This is a genomic window from Verrucomicrobia bacterium S94 (assembly GCA_004299845.1).
GTDB lineage: Bacteria > Verrucomicrobiota > Kiritimatiellia > Kiritimatiellales > Pontiellaceae > Pontiella.
In genome coordinates this window covers 97,207-112,967 of sequence record CP036201.1, presented here as the reverse complement: position 1 = coordinate 112,967, position 15,761 = coordinate 97,207, and the positions used below count along the sequence as shown (strand labels likewise).

At 51.4% G+C, this 15,761-nt stretch carries 10 protein-coding genes; 1 reads left to right on the top strand and 9 read right to left on the bottom strand.

Going from position 1 to position 15,761, the window contains the following annotated elements; all coding sequences use genetic code 11:
- Window positions 1-8 precede the first annotated feature (8 nt).
- Window positions 9-2,042: an elongation factor G gene (locus tag EGM51_00375; GenBank protein ID QBG45939.1), complete on the top strand. Its 2,034-nt coding sequence runs from the start codon at window positions 9-11 to the stop codon at window positions 2,040-2,042.
- Window positions 2,043-2,262: 220 nt separating this feature from the next.
- Here EGM51_00375 and EGM51_00370 read toward each other — a convergent pair whose 3' ends face one another.
- From EGM51_00370 to EGM51_00330, 9 genes are all read right to left on the bottom strand, one after another.
- Window positions 2,263-4,065, bottom strand: a complete 1,803-nt coding sequence (locus EGM51_00370) for a sulfatase (protein ID QBG45938.1) — start codon at window positions 4,063-4,065, stop codon at window positions 2,263-2,265.
- The gene (locus EGM51_00365) at window positions 4,023-4,739 is read right to left on the bottom strand and encodes a hypothetical protein (GenBank protein QBG45937.1); all 717 of its coding nucleotides are present in this window, start codon (window positions 4,737-4,739) and stop codon (window positions 4,023-4,025) included. Before EGM51_00365 ends, EGM51_00370 begins: the two co-directional genes overlap by 43 nt.
- A 219-nt stretch (window positions 4,740-4,958) precedes the next feature.
- Window positions 4,959-5,729, bottom strand: a complete 771-nt coding sequence (locus tag EGM51_00360; protein QBG45936.1) for a hypothetical protein — start codon at window positions 5,727-5,729, stop codon at window positions 4,959-4,961.
- Window positions 5,730-5,748: 19 nt separating this feature from the next.
- Window positions 5,749-6,864, bottom strand: coding sequence for a hypothetical protein (locus EGM51_00355; GenBank protein ID QBG45935.1), 1,116 nt, complete (start codon window positions 6,862-6,864; stop codon window positions 5,749-5,751).
- 263 nt (window positions 6,865-7,127) lie between these two features.
- The gene (locus EGM51_00350) at window positions 7,128-7,883 is read right to left on the bottom strand and encodes a PEP-CTERM sorting domain-containing protein (protein ID QBG45934.1); all 756 of its coding nucleotides are present in this window, start codon (window positions 7,881-7,883) and stop codon (window positions 7,128-7,130) included.
- A 176-nt stretch (window positions 7,884-8,059) separates the two neighbouring features.
- Complete coding sequence (locus EGM51_00345; protein ID QBG45933.1) at window positions 8,060-9,916, bottom strand: glycosyl hydrolase family protein; 1,857 nt, start codon at window positions 9,914-9,916, stop codon at window positions 8,060-8,062.
- A 200-nt stretch (window positions 9,917-10,116) separates the two neighbouring features.
- Window positions 10,117-11,979 carry a hypothetical protein gene (locus EGM51_00340; GenBank protein ID QBG45932.1) on the bottom strand — a complete coding sequence of 621 codons (1,863 nt, stop codon included), beginning with the start codon at window positions 11,977-11,979 and terminating at the stop codon, window positions 10,117-10,119.
- Window positions 11,980-12,170: 191 nt separating this feature from the next.
- Window positions 12,171-14,150 carry a glycoside hydrolase family 127 protein gene (locus tag EGM51_00335; protein ID QBG45931.1) on the bottom strand — a complete coding sequence of 660 codons (1,980 nt, stop codon included), beginning with the start codon at window positions 14,148-14,150 and terminating at the stop codon, window positions 12,171-12,173.
- Window positions 14,151-14,172: 22 nt separating this feature from the next.
- Window positions 14,173-15,756, bottom strand: a complete 1,584-nt coding sequence (locus EGM51_00330) for an MFS transporter (GenBank protein ID QBG45930.1) — start codon at window positions 15,754-15,756, stop codon at window positions 14,173-14,175.
- Between the last annotated feature and the right edge of the window lie 5 nt (window positions 15,757-15,761).

Here is a 15,761-nt window from a genome sequence, read left to right as displayed (position 1 = left end):
GAGGATATATGAAAAATATTCCCATTGATAACGTCCGCAACTTCGCTCTAATGGGCCACACGGGTAGCGGGAAAACCTCATTGATCGACAGCATGCTCTTCAAGCTGGGTCAGGTGGATCGAATGGGTTCTCCGGAAAACGGTACCAGTGTGGCCGATTGGACAGAGGAAGAAAAAGCACACGGAATCTCGATCTGGGCCAAACCCTTCGATGGCGTATACACCGCCGCCTCCCGAAAAATTCGCCGGCTCGTTATGATTGACACCCCCGGCTATGCCGACTTTATCGGCCAGAAAATCTGCGCCGCCGAAATAACTGACGCCGCGCTCATCACCATCGATGCCTCCGCCGGCATTCAGGTCGGCACCCAGCGCGCCTGGAAGTCCGCCGAAAAACGCAACCTGCCCCGCGGCATCGCCGTCACCTGTCTCGACAAAGACGACACCTCCTTCGATGACATCCTCCTTGAAATCAAAGAACGCTGGGGCGACGGCCGCTGCATCCCCATGGTTCTGCCAACCTCCGACGGCAGAGCCATCGACATCCTCAACACGCCGAATGATGACGTGCCCGACGAACTCAAAGACCGCGTCAAAACCATTAAAGACCACCTCATCGAACTCGCCGCCGAAACCGATGACGCTCTCATCGAAAAATATTTTAACGGCGAAGAACTCTCCGCCGACGAATTTTCCGAGGGCCTGCGTAAATCTGTTCACGATGCGCATCTCATTCCGGTATTCGCCACCTCCGTAAAAGCCGATCTGGGCGTCAAGGAAACCATGGATTCCATCAGCCGCCTCTTTCCTTCCCCGCACGACTATCCCGTCAGCTGCGCCGAGGGCAACCAGATCGCCGCCGACGAAGACCAGCCCTTCTCCGGCCAGGTCTGGCGCTGCTTTAACGACCCCTTCGTCGGTCAAATGACGTTTATCCGCATTTATTCCGGCGTCCTCAGGCCCGGCATGGAAGTCTACAACCCCAACAAAGGACAGAAGGAAAAAATCAGCACCATCCTCTACGTCGACGGCAAAAAAACCACCGAAGCCCAGGAAGCCAAAGCCGGCGACATCGTCGCGCTCACCAAACTCAAGCACACCTTCCTTAACGACTCCCTCTGTGCCGTCGGCTCCGACATCCGCTTTGAACCGATCGTCTTTCCCTCGCCCGTCACGGCCTACGCAGTGGAACCGAAAAACAAAGCCGATGCCGATAAAATCGGACAGGCCCTTCACCGCGCCACCGATGAAGACCCCTCCATCCGGTTTGAACACAACACTGAAACCCATGAACTGGTTCTCTGGGGCATGGGGGATGTACACCTCGAAGTCACGCTCGAACACATCCGCAACCGTTCCAACGTCAAAATGACCCACCACACCCCGAAAGTCGCCTACAAAGAAACCATCACCGGTTCCGGCGAAGGCCACTACAAACATAAAAAACAGTCCGGCGGTCGGGGACAATACGGCGAATGCTACATCCGCATCCGCCCTAAGACCGAAGACGATCCCGACTGGTTCCTCAACAAAATCGTCGGCGGCGCCATCCCCGGCGGCTTTATTCCGGCCTGTGAAAAAGGTTTTATTGAAGGCCTCGAAAACGGTCCCCTTGTCGGAGCCAAGGTCATCAATGTCCAGGTTGAGCTCTACGACGGCTCCTACCACGATGTAGACTCCTCCGAAGTCGCATTCAAAATTGCCGGAGCAAAAGCGTTACATGAAGCGATTGAAAAAGCATCGCCGGTTCTGCTAGAACCGATCATGACGGTAAAAGTAGTAGTACCTGATCAGTTTATGGGTGATATATCAGGACTTTTGAACACGAAGCGCGGCCGTATCCTCGGAATGGGTCCCGAAGATGGCTTACAGGTCATCAATGCCGATGTGCCACAGGCTGAAATGTTCAAATTCTGCTCGGAGCTTCGATCAATAACCAGCGGTCAGGGCTCGTTCGAAATGAACTTCGCCCGCTACGAGCAGGTTCCGGCTCACTTGGCCTCGAAAATTATAAATGATGCGAAGGCTGCCAAAGAGGAGTGAGTGTGGAAAGAGGAGAAGAGAAGAAAAAGTAAAAAGAGGAAAACCGAAATAAACGTTCCGAACGGAACACCCGGCGGGCGCCCCGGACATCCGGGGCGCCCGCCTTTTTTCAGACCCGGAAAATCCCGCATCCGGAACGGTACAGACAGAATGCCAGGCATTGAAAATTTCCAATGCCCGGAATCCGGACAGTTCGCTCTCCGAATGATATATAAATGCTTTACGGAAGTGTAAACACGGTCTCGTAATGCGGCATACCGTTGTTCTTCCAGTCCGTCTCCTGCGACGGGTTATTCCACCACAGCGGCTGCACATGAGAGGAACTCCAGCTTTCCCCTTCAGAAACCAGATTACTGAGTATCACCGTATTCGCCTCGCTGATATCGATGGTTTCGCTGATATCATTGACCACGTCATAAAGAACCCAGTTGTTATTACCGAGCTTCAGTGCCTTCCACTGATCCTGCCGGATACCGACGCTGGCTGCCGTTGTACTGTAGGTTACCGTATAGATCGGCTCTCCAGGCCGGGCATCTTCAGCAACCATCAGCGCATTCCACAGATCTTTCCCCGCCACCTCCTGACCTGCAGGCACCTCAGTTTCCGCAAGACGGGCAAAAGTGGGATAGAAATCCAGTGCGGTTACAGGAAAATCATAGGTAACACCGGCAGGAATCATATTCGGCCAATGCATAAACATCGGCACGCGGAACCCGCCCTCGGTCACATCCCCTTTCCGGCCGCGCAGCACACCGTTGTCGCCCCATCCTCCAACCTGGTCAAAACGTCCGCCGTTATCGCTGAGAAAAACAATCAGGGTGTTGTCATACTGTCCGGTATTTTTCAACGTCTGCACCAGCTGCCCGACACAGCGGTCCATCCCGCGGATCAGTCCGAGCAGATTTCTTCTATAGCGATCCGGCACGTCGGCGAAGACCGCAAGGTCCTCCGCTTTGGCCTGGTCGCGGTCATTGCGCCCATCAACCATAATGGAGTGCGGTGCATTATAGGACATGACCAGAAAAAAAGGATCTTCAGTGGCGGCTGCCTGTTCGATAAAATCGATACCTTTCCCGGTCAGCACATCGGTAATATGATCATCCGATCCCAGAGAAGTATCCGCCACTCCGTTATACTGCGGATACCGCAGATAATCCCACCCGCCGGCCTGATAGGGGCCCCAGTAAACAATCCCCCCGCCGAGGAACCCGTAGAACTCATCAAACCCACGGTTGTTGGGGTGATATTCCGAATCCTGCCCCAGATGCCATTTCCCCATCAGACCGGTATAGTATCCGGCCTCCTGCAGCATACTGCTGAGCAGCACCTCATTGGTGCTGATACCCTGGTCGGAATAATACCCGGAATTATCATCCGGAAGATTGAACGGCCCTCCGAAATCGTGCGGATAACGCCCGGAAAACAGGCCCATGCGGCTCGGACCGCAGAAGGGATGAACAACGTATGCCGAAGTGAAAACGGCACCCGCACCGGCCAGCCGGTCGAGCTCCGGCGTCGAAACCTGAGCCGTTCCGTTATAGGCATTGTTTTTGTTCGGGCCGGAATAGGGATGATTAAAACCGACATCTGCATAACCCAGATCATCGGCCAGGATGAGAAGAATATTCGGTCGCGACACCGGTGGAAAAATGCGATTTCTGAAAAAGACCTGATCCTCCGGCCCTTCATCTTTCCGATAAACCACTTCATTGTAGTTTGAAACTGCAGACGGGGTGCTGTTGGTCATAGCCCAGGCCTGGCGCCATTCTCCCGTAATCAGATTATCCGTCCATTCCGCTGTATAACAGATACCGGAATTCGTACCGGCCACTTCCATACTGATAAAATCCGCAGCAGCATTACTTACAGAGAAAGCAGGAAACTGCCCGGCATCGACCGGATTGGTCGGATTCCCGCCATGAGCAAACTCCATACGGTCCGAAACGCCGTCACCATCGGTATCAGTCAGGTAATATCCGTTCAGCCCATATCGCTCAACATACACCGCCCAGTCGGTTTGCACCTGTTCAGCCGGGGATTGGTGATACCTCCGTCAACCGTCAGCATCAGATTTTCTAGCCTCGGGGTTCCGGTTCCCGCCCCATCATCAATAAACACCAGTGCCAGATAAACCGTCTTTCCGACATCTGCAGCCATAGTGGTATAGAACGCATTATTTGCATGATAGGTCCACTGACCGTTCAGCGGCCGGTTCACGTAATAGTCATCGTTTCCACTGATCTGAATCATGGCATTCGAAGTCAACGAAGCATCCACCGGCGCGGCCGATGTAAAAAGGTATGCGCGCAGAACATCATTGCCGCTTTCCCAGTTCGATTCTCCGCCGCCGGCACCGAACTGATACGACAACGAAAACACCTCGCCGGCAGCCGAAATAGTGTATCCCGTATCATTCACCGTCAGCCGGTTATTAAAGATATAGGCCCCGCCGGAAGTGGAATCATCACTCCCGATCATTCCCGACGTAAAAATAAAGTTCCAGCTTTCGTCCCCCGCGGCATGGAACCAGTTCGGTGTCTCAGCATATGTAAGCGTTACCCCCGATCCCGCTTCCGCACCGTTCCCATTAAAATTTCCATTGCCGATTGATCCTCCGATAATGGTCGTCCGGGCCAACGCTGCGGAAACCGCAAATACAGCCATACCGACTCCTGATAACTTAATCAAATGGATCATTCTCTCCTCCTTACTCTTTTTTTTGATTCTCTAATTCAACTTCATTCAATCTCACATGTTTGACTCGAACCGGTAACCAAGGATTTTATAATTCGGGTATCAACCATTGCACCGGACCAGATCCTCTGTGCATAAAAAAACTTTCACCCTCTGGGATAATCTGAGGGTGAAAGCCCGAACTGAGATTAAAATATGCACACCATGCAGACTCCTCGGCCGCTACTTAAAGAGCCAGGGATTTCCGCGATCCAGAACCTCTTTCGGACGGGATGCTCCCACACGCACACCTTCATCATTGAAGCGGTTCGGAAAATGAAGCTTCCCGATATTATCAATATTACTGAAAAAAGCCTTGCTGGACTCACTGTGCTGAATGATCTCCCCGCGTTTATCCCTCAGAATCACAACATAGCCATCATATTCTATCCCCCGTAACGATGCCTGATCGGTAAGCGCTTTGGCCTGAAGCCGTACCGGATTTTCAGCCTGAAAAGAGTAAATACCCCGATTTTCTTTTGTCGGCGTAAAACTGCTTTCTCCATGGCTCAGATAGACATAATGATCTCCGCCCACTTCCTTCCCCAGGGCATAGTATTCAATGAAAATTTCATGCCCATAGTCAAAGCTGGCATCTTTCTGCTTCACCCGTACCCCGAAGGTCCAGTCAAAACAACGGCTGGGAAAAAACAGGTCGACAAACGGACTTGAAGGCGGGGGCGGAACCTTTTCGCTGATATTGATAAATTCGATATTAAACTTCGGAGGATGCTGAAGCTGAATATACTCTCTGTTCTCTTCAGACAACCGCCTTAGCGGAACCTTGATCTGCTTGCCTTTTGCGGTTTTTAAAATTGCGTTCGGCCCCATTCGGTTTATGTATTCAGCTTCAAATGTTTTCCCATCCGATGTGGTCCACGTTTGCATTTCCGCACAAACCGGAATGGCCAGCAATGCGGCACTTAAGACAGAAAATAGGTATCGATGTTTCATCACGGGAGTCCTGTTTGAATTAATAGTCTTTAAAGACAGGGCCGTTGGTTACACACGCATCGCCCTCGGCCAGCATAAAGTGAATGGAGTCCACCATGTCCTGACTCAGTTCCTCGGTTTTGAAAATCGGAAGCGTCGGTCCGAGCATAAACGGATTTTTCGGATACTCCTCCCCTTCAACCTCCACACAGAGCATAGCGGTAAAAAGACCGCCACCGCCCTCACCGATCAATACCTCCATATCCAGCGGTTCTCCGGCCTTCAGGTCAATCCAGTCTCCGACTACCGAGAGATTGTTGCCCATAGCATATTTACGGTTGTCCGCAGCATCAGAGTCCCAGACCGATATAAGATAGGGTTCAGGACCCTGCGGCCAGGTGGCAAGCAGGACAATCTCCCCGTCAACCCGAACAATCATATAGTCATCACCCTGCCCCCAGAAACGGATACGGATATCTTCGGGATAAACCAGCTGACCTTTGTAGTGGGCCAGCCAGCACCAGGAGGCCCCGTCCTCCTGACCGAAGGCGGCCGGACCGAGGGTAGAGAGCTCGGTCGGAACACAGAAATGTGTTGTGAACAGCTTTTTCGGAGCCTGATAATATCTTGAGAAAACACTACTTTTCCAGCCTTTGATCAGAAAGTTCTTCACAATATTGGCCATGGTATCGGGATCCATCGGAACAGGTCTTCCGCTGCGGTCGCGGTTCATATCATAATACGTACCGACAAAATCATTCCCGATCGAATGTTCCGATCCGAAGAAGCTGACCTCCTCCAGATCCGGAGCCATATCAAAACCGACGATATCACCGGACAGTCCCTCCCCGATTCCACTCATTTCCGGAAGCTGAATATCCGGCATACTCGCCTTCTGCACTTTAGTAACAATACGAGTGGTGGATTTAGGCCGGGAACTTTTCTTCACCTTAACTTTCGGCTTCTTCAGTTTCATCTTCGGGCGGTCAACCGGCTTGGGCGGAATAAACTTTTTCTCCTCTTTCTGTACCACATTGAACACCACCAGCATACCGGCCAGCGCAAAAGCCGCCGCATGAATCGCAATACTGATGACAAACCCGCTCGGAGCGCCCTTGACGACCCCTTTTCCACTTTTAACTTTGCTCTTTTTCATTGTTCAAATCACCTCGCAACGTTCCCTCTCCTTTTCCGATATTCCGAATATGCGATAGATTGGACAACGGGCACATAGACATTCCTGCAATAGAATCCGCTTTTATTGCACTGTTCTCGCCTAATGAAACTTCAGCGGAAGCGTCTGATTTCCGGCCTGTTATGGTGCAGCGCACCGGCATCAGACCTAAACAGCAAAAAAAGGCCCCCAGAGATCGTAAATTCCAATCTCCGGAGGCCGGGGTATGATGATGAAAAAACGGATTACATCATGAAGCGGCGACGGACAAAGAACACCCCGCTTCCGAAAGTCATAACCAAACCGAATGTTGCCGGCTCCGGAACAACACTGACCTCAAAACCGGTCTGATAGATTCCCCCGCCGCCATCGGTTTCCCACTGATGATAGAATCCGACCTTCTGAACACCCGTAAAATCTACGGCAGCTTCCGTTTCACCAATAGTTACTACGCCCTCATTGTGCGGCGAGAATGCGAACCAGTTCATGGTGGTAACATCTGCCGTAGTAAGATCAGCATTGTTTCCAAAACCCGTGACAGCCACGCTGGCATACCAGTCTCCGGAGCGGTCCTGCAACAGCCAGCGGACTTCCCGGCCGGTCATTCCGCCGAACTCCCCGACACCGAACAAAGAAAAAGACTCCAGCCGATGTGTATTGGTGACATCCCAGGCCAGCATAAGAGAGTCCGTGGTTCCGGCGGCGGAGGAACCCTGATAACGCCCCAGCAGGTCCGTGTTGGCCCCATTCCAGATCGACAGCCCCTGCGGGCCCGCCGGAGCACTTACGGCTGCATAAAAATACGGATTTGCGACTGCACTTCCGTCATAATCCCCTCCCACAGTCGGACTTTGGTAAGCTGCATCCGTGAAAGTCTGAACCACAGTCAGATCCTGATGCACACTGACCGCTCCATTTGTCGGCCCCCACGACACAATAACTTCCGCCTGAGCCATAGCACAGGCAGCAGACACCGCGGATATGATCATGCTTTTTTTCATTTTTCCTCCATTTCATGCACTCCCGTAAGCAGTGCGTCCTTTTATTCAGAAATAATACAATCCAGTTTCAGAGTTGAAATGAACACCGGCATTTCCACAAGAAACCTAACACTGCTTTACTCAATTTCTGATTTAGCGGGTTGAAGTGAAATAAATACAGGATTCCGCATACGGACTTATTCGACTTCTAGCTTCAGGAACAGATTGCTGTCCCCTGTCCCGGCAATGTAGGTGTAGGCATTAAGCAATCCGTTTGTTTCTGTTACCGAAATAGTTTCGTTTGTGTTCCATATGTCCAGCCGCAGGTCCGGTGTACTGACCACGTGAGCAACAACCGTATCGTCTCCGATCAGGCTGAACGTATAACAGCCGCTTGTTCTATTAAATGACGGCACTACTCCGATGTCGTCGCCATTGGTGGGATTCCCTCCGAATACATATTCGCCCCAGTCATTCAGCTGATCGGAATCGGAATGATCGGTCTTCATCCCGCTCAGCTGGTATTTCTCTGCAAAATTATGCCATGCAGTCGGAGCGCCTTTTTCCCAGACCCGGATATATTCCACCTCGAATTCAGCCGGCAGACTGGACGGATCCGGAATCCCCCACCACGGGAAAATTTCTGCATCCACCCAGATATGCTGTTCTCCCGGAAGGGGCCATCGGGTTGAATGAATGCCGTTGGTTTCGACCCAGCTACGGCTTGTTGAATGAACAAGCCGTCCATCGGCATAGATTTTCAGATTTTCCTCATCCCACTCGGCAGCATAGGTATGAAATCCGTCTTTGAAGTTAAAAGGAAGTCCGGAGGTTTCGGTCCAGGACGAGTTTGGGATCGGTTTCGACCAGTCATGAAGTGATGACCACATTTTATTGGTTCGGGAAAAATTGGATGAAGGGCTTCCAATGGCTTCGAATACATCTATTTCACAGGCCGGACTCTCCGGGCCTGCCGTCGTCCAGAATGCCGCAACCGTGCTCGCATCCGGATGTTTGCATCGGATTTCCATATATCCGGTTTCACCGGACAGCGCTTTCGACCACATCCCGCCCGTGGTGAATTCGTTATTTCCATACGGATCGTTCACCCAGTTAAAAGAGGGATCATATTCCGTTCTGATCTTCAGCATTCCGTTGGTCACCCGCAGATTATCCGGACTGTATTCCCAGCCGGTATCCCAGCTGTCGCCATTGGATGAGGAATATGAGCGCCCGGAAAACTGATTATTCCAGTAGACGCCGGCCCGTCCGCAGACCTGCCATTTGGTTTCATCCAGCTGCGTACCTTCAAACTCGTCGCTCACTGCTTCAAGCAATACCCAGTTTCCGGCATTCCCCGGATCGGTATGGGGATAATACACCGGAGCAGATTTCTCATAAACATACGCCTCATCACGAACCGTCACATTATCGATGTAAACAGCTGAAGATCCACTCCCCGCATACATCCACATTCCGATACCCGAGACCGCCGTGTTTGTTTCCGAGCCACTCTGGTCCATGGTACCCTGCAGCACCTGAACTCCGTCAATCCATACAGAAAATTCATTGTGTGCCAGACTGCTTCCATTACAGGTCACCGGCGATCCGCTCAGATTCATGACCACATCAACGTGCTGAACGGTATCCAGAGCAAATTCACTGCCTTTACGCATGTCCCAGTTTTTTCCCCAGTCCAGCCGGTTCAAAGCACTGTAGTTTCCGTTCATATTCATCCGCAGATAACCGTCACCGAAAGAAGCTGTCCCGAAATATCCATCGAACGAAAGCGTCATTACCGATGCATCCGGCGGATTCAGCATTCCGAATGTCCATTCGGCATCGGACGTTATCTCCAGCCACTGAGTGTCCACTGGGGATCCGCCGGTGATTGTCATGCCTGCCGTATCCGCCCACTCCGGAGCCGCCGGCGCAGCACCGGGCACGTCGTCTTCAAATGTATCCTCAAACACAATTCCGGCTGCGGCCGAATATCCCGCCAGAACTGAAACAACAAAAAATATTTTTTTCATATTCTCTCCTTTGAAACCCATTGATCAATAACCTGAAACTTTCAGCATTGGATCAATATGTCGTGTTACTCTGCATTTCAACATGGTCAATACAGCACAAAGCTGATCTCTGATTGACCGATTCATGCAGCGGTGATTATCCCGGGAACGCATTCTGCAGAAGAAAAGAGGTACCCCTCTGCAACGCCGGGCACCTCTCTCCATTCAATCTGTTCTAAATGTTAATCAACAATCAGCTTCAGAAACTTCTTCGTTGCCGACGTTCCGACCGAGTTGGTATAGGCGTTCAGAACCCTGTTGGTTTCCGAAACAGCCACCGTATCAATGGTCGACCAGGTACCGATCACCAAATCATCGGTTTCCTGGATATGGGCAATTACCGAATTATCACCAATCAGATTGAAAATATAATTTCCGGAAACCGCATCGAATACAGGCTGACTGCCCACATCGTTTCCATTGGTCGGGTTTCCGCCGAATACATATTCGCCCCAGTTGTTCAGGCCGTCCTCATCGCTGTCTGCAGTTTTACTTTCACCCAGAAGGCCATAAGTAATCAGGAAATTTTCATATGGCGTATAAACCGGCTCCGCCTCATGCAGAATCCGAAGCCGCATATTATCCATTTCCGCCCCTTCTTCACCTTCTGCATTGTGAAAAGCGTACATTCCGAAATAGATATCCTCCGCGTCATAAAGGACCTGATTGGTATAGCTGCTGTCGCTGTAGGATTGCAGTACGTCGCCGTCGGCATTCGCAATTTCAACGCTGACACGCCAGATCCCAGCATTCGTGGTTTTCTGAGCTGTGTAGGTAATAGTCATCGGGATACTCTCAATGTCTGCCGCAACACCTCCGGACAAATTGGTAATACCGATCGCATTCAGACTCATCGAAAGCTGTACATCTCCGACATTAACGGGATCCAGCGTAAGCCCGAAACCGCCATCCGGCCATGCACCGCCGACTTCCCAATTCAGCTGTTTGGTCCGGAATCCCATCTGCGCTTCGGGTTCACTGCCGAAATACTGCTGCGAAGCCTCATGCGGAGCCGTATTATCCGCAAGTGCCGTATGATTGGTGGTCAGGAAAAAATCGATCCCGTTGCGGTTCGAACGCTCTGTATAGGCAAACATGGAATAATCCATTTTGAACTCAATCGCTTCATTGGTCACCACAGCACGGCCCAGTCCGTTGGTCAGGATCACACCACGCCAGTTCCAGCCCTTTTTGTTGACTTCAAATTCCGGCTCTGTGCTTTCCGGACGGTGCACTAGCCGCGCACCGGTGACATTCGTATTGATAAAACCGAAGCCCCACTGATTCAGACTGTCCCATCCACCGAGATTCGAGAAAACGGTACCATCCACCGTTCCGTCAAACTCATAATTGAATACGGTATCCCATGGATACTGAATTACGTAGGCTTCATCCCGCACTTCGATATTATCGAGCTGTACCGCCGCTGCATTAACCCAGAACCCGACCTTGGTAATCAGCGTATTATTCTCCGAACCGCTCTGATCCATCGGATACTCCCCGCCGCTGCCGGCAGTACCGGAAGCCGGGCCGGCCTGCGCTCCGTCAACCCATACCGCGAAACTGTCATGCGCAATCGAAGTTCCGTTATAGTTCACGGTTGCTCCGCTCAGATTCATGACCACATCAAAATGCTGTACTTTATCCATGCTGAAATCCGTACCCTTGCGCATATCCCAGTTTTTCCCGAAATCGAGCCGGTTCACATTTCCCAGATCCCCGTTCATGCTCATGCGCATATAACCGTCTCCGAAATCAGCAGTGTCAAAATATGCATCAAATGAGATCGTCATCACAGCCGCGTCCGGCATGTCCAGCGTTGCAAAACTCCAGCCATCGGTACTGACATTGTTTACCCACTGCGATCCCCAGCTCCCCCCGTTGGTCACAGTCATTCCCTCTGCATCAACCCACACATTTGTAGGGGACGGAGAATCTCCGGGGGTATAACTTTCAAAATCGTCCTCAAACGTAATTCCCGCCTGTACCTGACTGATCATCAGACCTGCGCTGAAAAGCGCGCATAATGTATATTCGGTTTTCATTTCTGGTTCCTCCTGTTTCGTATTAACAGGACGGATTCAGCGCATGCGCTTCTTCCATCCGACTGTTAACACGTTCCCATAGGAACCCGGCTCTGAGAACAGCCGATCCTGCATTCAAGTCTGCTCTCGTTGCACACCATTATAAAAAAGGAAGGCCGAAACCTTCCTTTCCCAAATTCCGGTATAATGGATCAATGCCAGATCACCGGCATGAACACAGTCATTTCCGCAGTACCGCGATTACTCCAGGCATAATACGGAATCAGCTGAGCTTTAAATGGAGTGAAATCCGGTTTGGATACCCGGTGATACATCCGGCTTTTATCCGTATCATTACGCAACAGCACATCGGTGCGGATAGTCTTCACGCCGCCGAGCAGATCCGGCTGATCTTCCACCTTGAGCTCGGCATCCCCCTGCAGGTAGACGTCAAGAATCGACACCTCTTTCGGAAGATCCGGAGATTCAATGCAATAGAGCAGCGGCCCGCGTTTTACAGCCACTTCATTGCGCACTTCCTCGATATAGGGATGCCCTTCAATAAACACGGCATCCATCGGGAGGTTCAGCTCAACCGTATCGCCTGCTTTCCATTCACGGCTCAGCACGGCAAACTCACCGGCCTGTACAACCGCTCCGGATGCTACGCCATTCACCAGAACAGTTGCGTCCTCCGCCCATTCCGGAATACGCAGATAGAGATCAAATGCATCGGCTTTACACTCCTCCATCGTAATCGTCACGGCACCATCCCACGGATAGTCCGTCTGCTGGCGCAGCTTAAGGGCGGAACCGTCCTGCAGACAGGTCGAAAGTTCATTCGCGCCGTAAAGATTCACCGATATCCCGTTCGGTGCCAGACTGTACGCCCAGCCGGAAACCTTCGCAATCGTGCGCACCAGATTCGGCGGACAGCAGAAGCATTCAAGATAGGGCTCACGGTGCGGCGATTCCGTCACTTCGGGATCATCGTCGTATTCGCGCTGACCATGAACAAAACGCAGCGGATTGGCATAGAAATAATCTTTCCCACTATGCCCGATTCCTACCAGCGCACTATTGTGCAGCACCAGTTCCATGATGTCTGCATACTTTGACTCCCCTTTAATACCAAGCATGCGATAACTGAACATGGCATTCGCAATATTCGCACAGGTTTCATTATACGACGTTGTATTCGGCATTTTGTAGTCATCAATAAACCCTTCTTCAATGAGCTGCCGGCGCGGCGAAGAACCGAAATGGGTCTGTCCGACGGCGCCGGTGGCATACATCTTCCGGTTCACCACGCTGTTCCACAACCGGTCAAGGGCATCCAACAGCGCCTGCTCTCCGGTCTCAGCCGCAACATCGGCAGCTCCGGCATAGTAGTAAAGCGCCAATACGGCATGTCCAGCGGCCTCGGTTTCTTCGCGTATAGCAACCGTCTCCTGCACCATATCGCCGATCGGATAGCCCTCCGTCGTCGAATCATGCACCACCGGATATTTCCCCCGGTTGTTGATGAAGATTTCGGCCAGCTCTAGGTAGCGCGTATCTCTGGTGGTACGGTACAGCTCGGCCAGCCCCATAATCTGCGACTGATTGAATCCGAAGCGTCCCAACTCCGGCGGCTGAGGCTGGAAAAGACTATAGAGCAGGTCCGCATTTTTAACCGCAATGTCCAGAAAATTGGTTTTCCCCGTAACGCGATAATGAATGCAGGCGGCGGTATAAAGGTGCCCGCAGTTATACATTTCATGATATTTCCGGTTTGAAAAATGACCGATGTTATTTATCTGAATATAGGTATGCAGGTATCCATCGCCTTCCTGCACCTCCGCTATCAGCTTCAGGATTTCATCCAGTTCATCCATCAGCTTTTCGTCTCTGTTAACGGCATAAATATGAACGCAGGCCTCCATCCATTTAAAGAAGTCTCCGTCATGCCAGTAGAACCCCTGATGTTCCCCGGCCATCAGGCCGGCAGCGATTTTAAAGTTGTTGTACGCATGACCGACGTCGCCTTTCAGCACCGCGCCCATATACGGAACCATCGTCTCTTCGCACTGTTTGAATTTATCAGCCCAGAAGCCTTCCGTCCAGCGGCACTCACCGATGCCGATCGACTTAAACTTCACAAACGGACTGTTCGCATTATCGGTCACTGCAGGAATACTCATGGTTAACATCCTAAAGTTACAGGTTTAAAAATCAGACCTTGGTTTTAATAACCAGCTTCTGCTGAATCTCCTCGATTGACAGGCCTTTGGTTTCCTTGAACGTAAAGAAGAGAACCACCAGCCCTGCCGCAACAAAACCAGCATAGGTCAGCAGCGTGGAAGCCATCCCCAGCTTATCAAGCTGTACCGGAAAAAATTTGGCCACACTCCAGCTGACAAATGTACTGATGAAACCGAAGAGCGGAATAGCAATTCCGCGTAGCGATATCGGAAAAATTTCTGAAAAAACAATCCACATAATCGGACCGATGGAAAAATGAAACGCCGCAATAAAACTGAGCATGCAGATAAAAATCAGCATCGCATTCATCTGAGCGGCATTCTGAATCAGCAGACTCTGATTATTCCGTGCATCCTTTTCTCCGAGCACCTCATTAATGGCAGCCTTAAACTCTACATCACTGTGATATTCCACACCGACAATGGCTTCCAGCCGCTCCGGTTGCGGAAAAATCCCCGCATCGGTCAATTCGACAATAGTGTTTTGCTGCAGGGTATAGGTCGCCTGTGAAAAACTGTAGGCACCGACGCCGAGGCTCGCAATAATCCAGAGCATACCGCCGACAATCAACGGACGACGGCCGATTTTATCGACCAGCAGCAGAGCCACAATCGTGAAGACAAGGCTGGCCACACCAAACAGAACCGTCTGGGTAAAAGCGGCATCCGTACCGAAACCGAGCTGTTCCACCACCGTGGTGGCATAAAACATAATCGCATTTATTCCCGATGCCTGCTGTGCAATAGCAAACGTCACGGCAATCACCAGAATCAGACGCATGCGCCGCCCGAAAATCTCTTTAAACTGGGTAAGAATATCGTGCTCCTGTGCGTTCTCGGCCATACTCTCACGCATCTCATCAAGATGATGATCGATTTCATCATCGGACAGCAGCTTTGTGAGCACACTGCGCGCTTCCGCTTCACGCCCTTTATAAAACAGCCACGACGGACTTTCCGGAATGAAGAAAAGCAGAACCAGCCAGATAGCCGCGGCCGGAATTTCCGAACCCAGCATCCAGCGCCAGGTATGATCCGCAAACCCCAGCGATTCCGCCCAGCCGGTTCCGGAAACTGAGGCTTTAAAAACTGCATCGTTTATGAAATAGGCCAACGTCAGCCCGATCACAATATTGATCTGCGTCATCGCCACCAGCTTTCCGCGCCAGCTCGGCGGCGAAATTTCGCCGATATACATCGAGGCCAATGTGATGGAACTGAATGCGAGGCCGCCGATAAAACGGGCAATGAACAGTGTCCAGTACCCCGGCGCAAAAGTGGAGCCGACGGCAGAAATCAGATAGAGCACAGCAATAATCTGAATCACGCGCTTCCGCCCGAAACTGTTGCACGCAGGCCCGACAAACGGCAATGCAATGAGAACACCGAGCAGCGTCGATGAAACCACATTGCCCAACATATCCGGTGTCAGACCGAACTCTTCAGTAATATAGCTGGTCGTCCCGGAAATGAGCACCGCATCGATCCCGAACACCAGACCGCCGATCGCAACGATCGTGGCAAAAATAAAGGCATTCCTCTGATAGTTTTTCATCGTTT

What these genes read in the sequence shown, in the direction of transcription:
- EGM51_00375 (QBG45939.1), top strand. Translation starts at nt 9, where the DNA reads ATGAAAAATATTCCCATTGATAACGTCCGCAACTTCGCTCTAATGGGC.
- EGM51_00365 (QBG45937.1), bottom strand. Translation starts at nt 4,739, where the DNA reads ATGATCCATTTGATTAAGTTATCAGGAGTCGGTATGGCTGTATTTGCG.
- EGM51_00360 (QBG45936.1), bottom strand. Translation starts at nt 5,729, where the DNA reads ATGAAACATCGATACCTATTTTCTGTCTTAAGTGCCGCATTGCTGGCC.
- EGM51_00355 (QBG45935.1), bottom strand. Translation starts at nt 6,864, where the DNA reads ATGAAAAAGAGCAAAGTTAAAAGTGGAAAAGGGGTCGTCAAGGGCGCT.
- EGM51_00350 (QBG45934.1), bottom strand. Translation starts at nt 7,883, where the DNA reads ATGAAAAAAAGCATGATCATATCCGCGGTGTCTGCTGCCTGTGCTATG.
- EGM51_00345 (QBG45933.1), bottom strand. Translation starts at nt 9,916, where the DNA reads ATGGGTTTCAAAGGAGAGAATATGAAAAAAATATTTTTTGTTGTTTCA.
- EGM51_00340 (QBG45932.1), bottom strand. Translation starts at nt 11,979, where the DNA reads ATGAAAACCGAATATACATTATGCGCGCTTTTCAGCGCAGGTCTGATG.
- EGM51_00335 (QBG45931.1), bottom strand. Translation starts at nt 14,150, where the DNA reads ATGTTAACCATGAGTATTCCTGCAGTGACCGATAATGCGAACAGTCCG.
- EGM51_00330 (QBG45930.1), bottom strand. Translation starts at nt 15,756, where the DNA reads ATGAAAAACTATCAGAGGAATGCCTTTATTTTTGCCACGATCGTTGCG.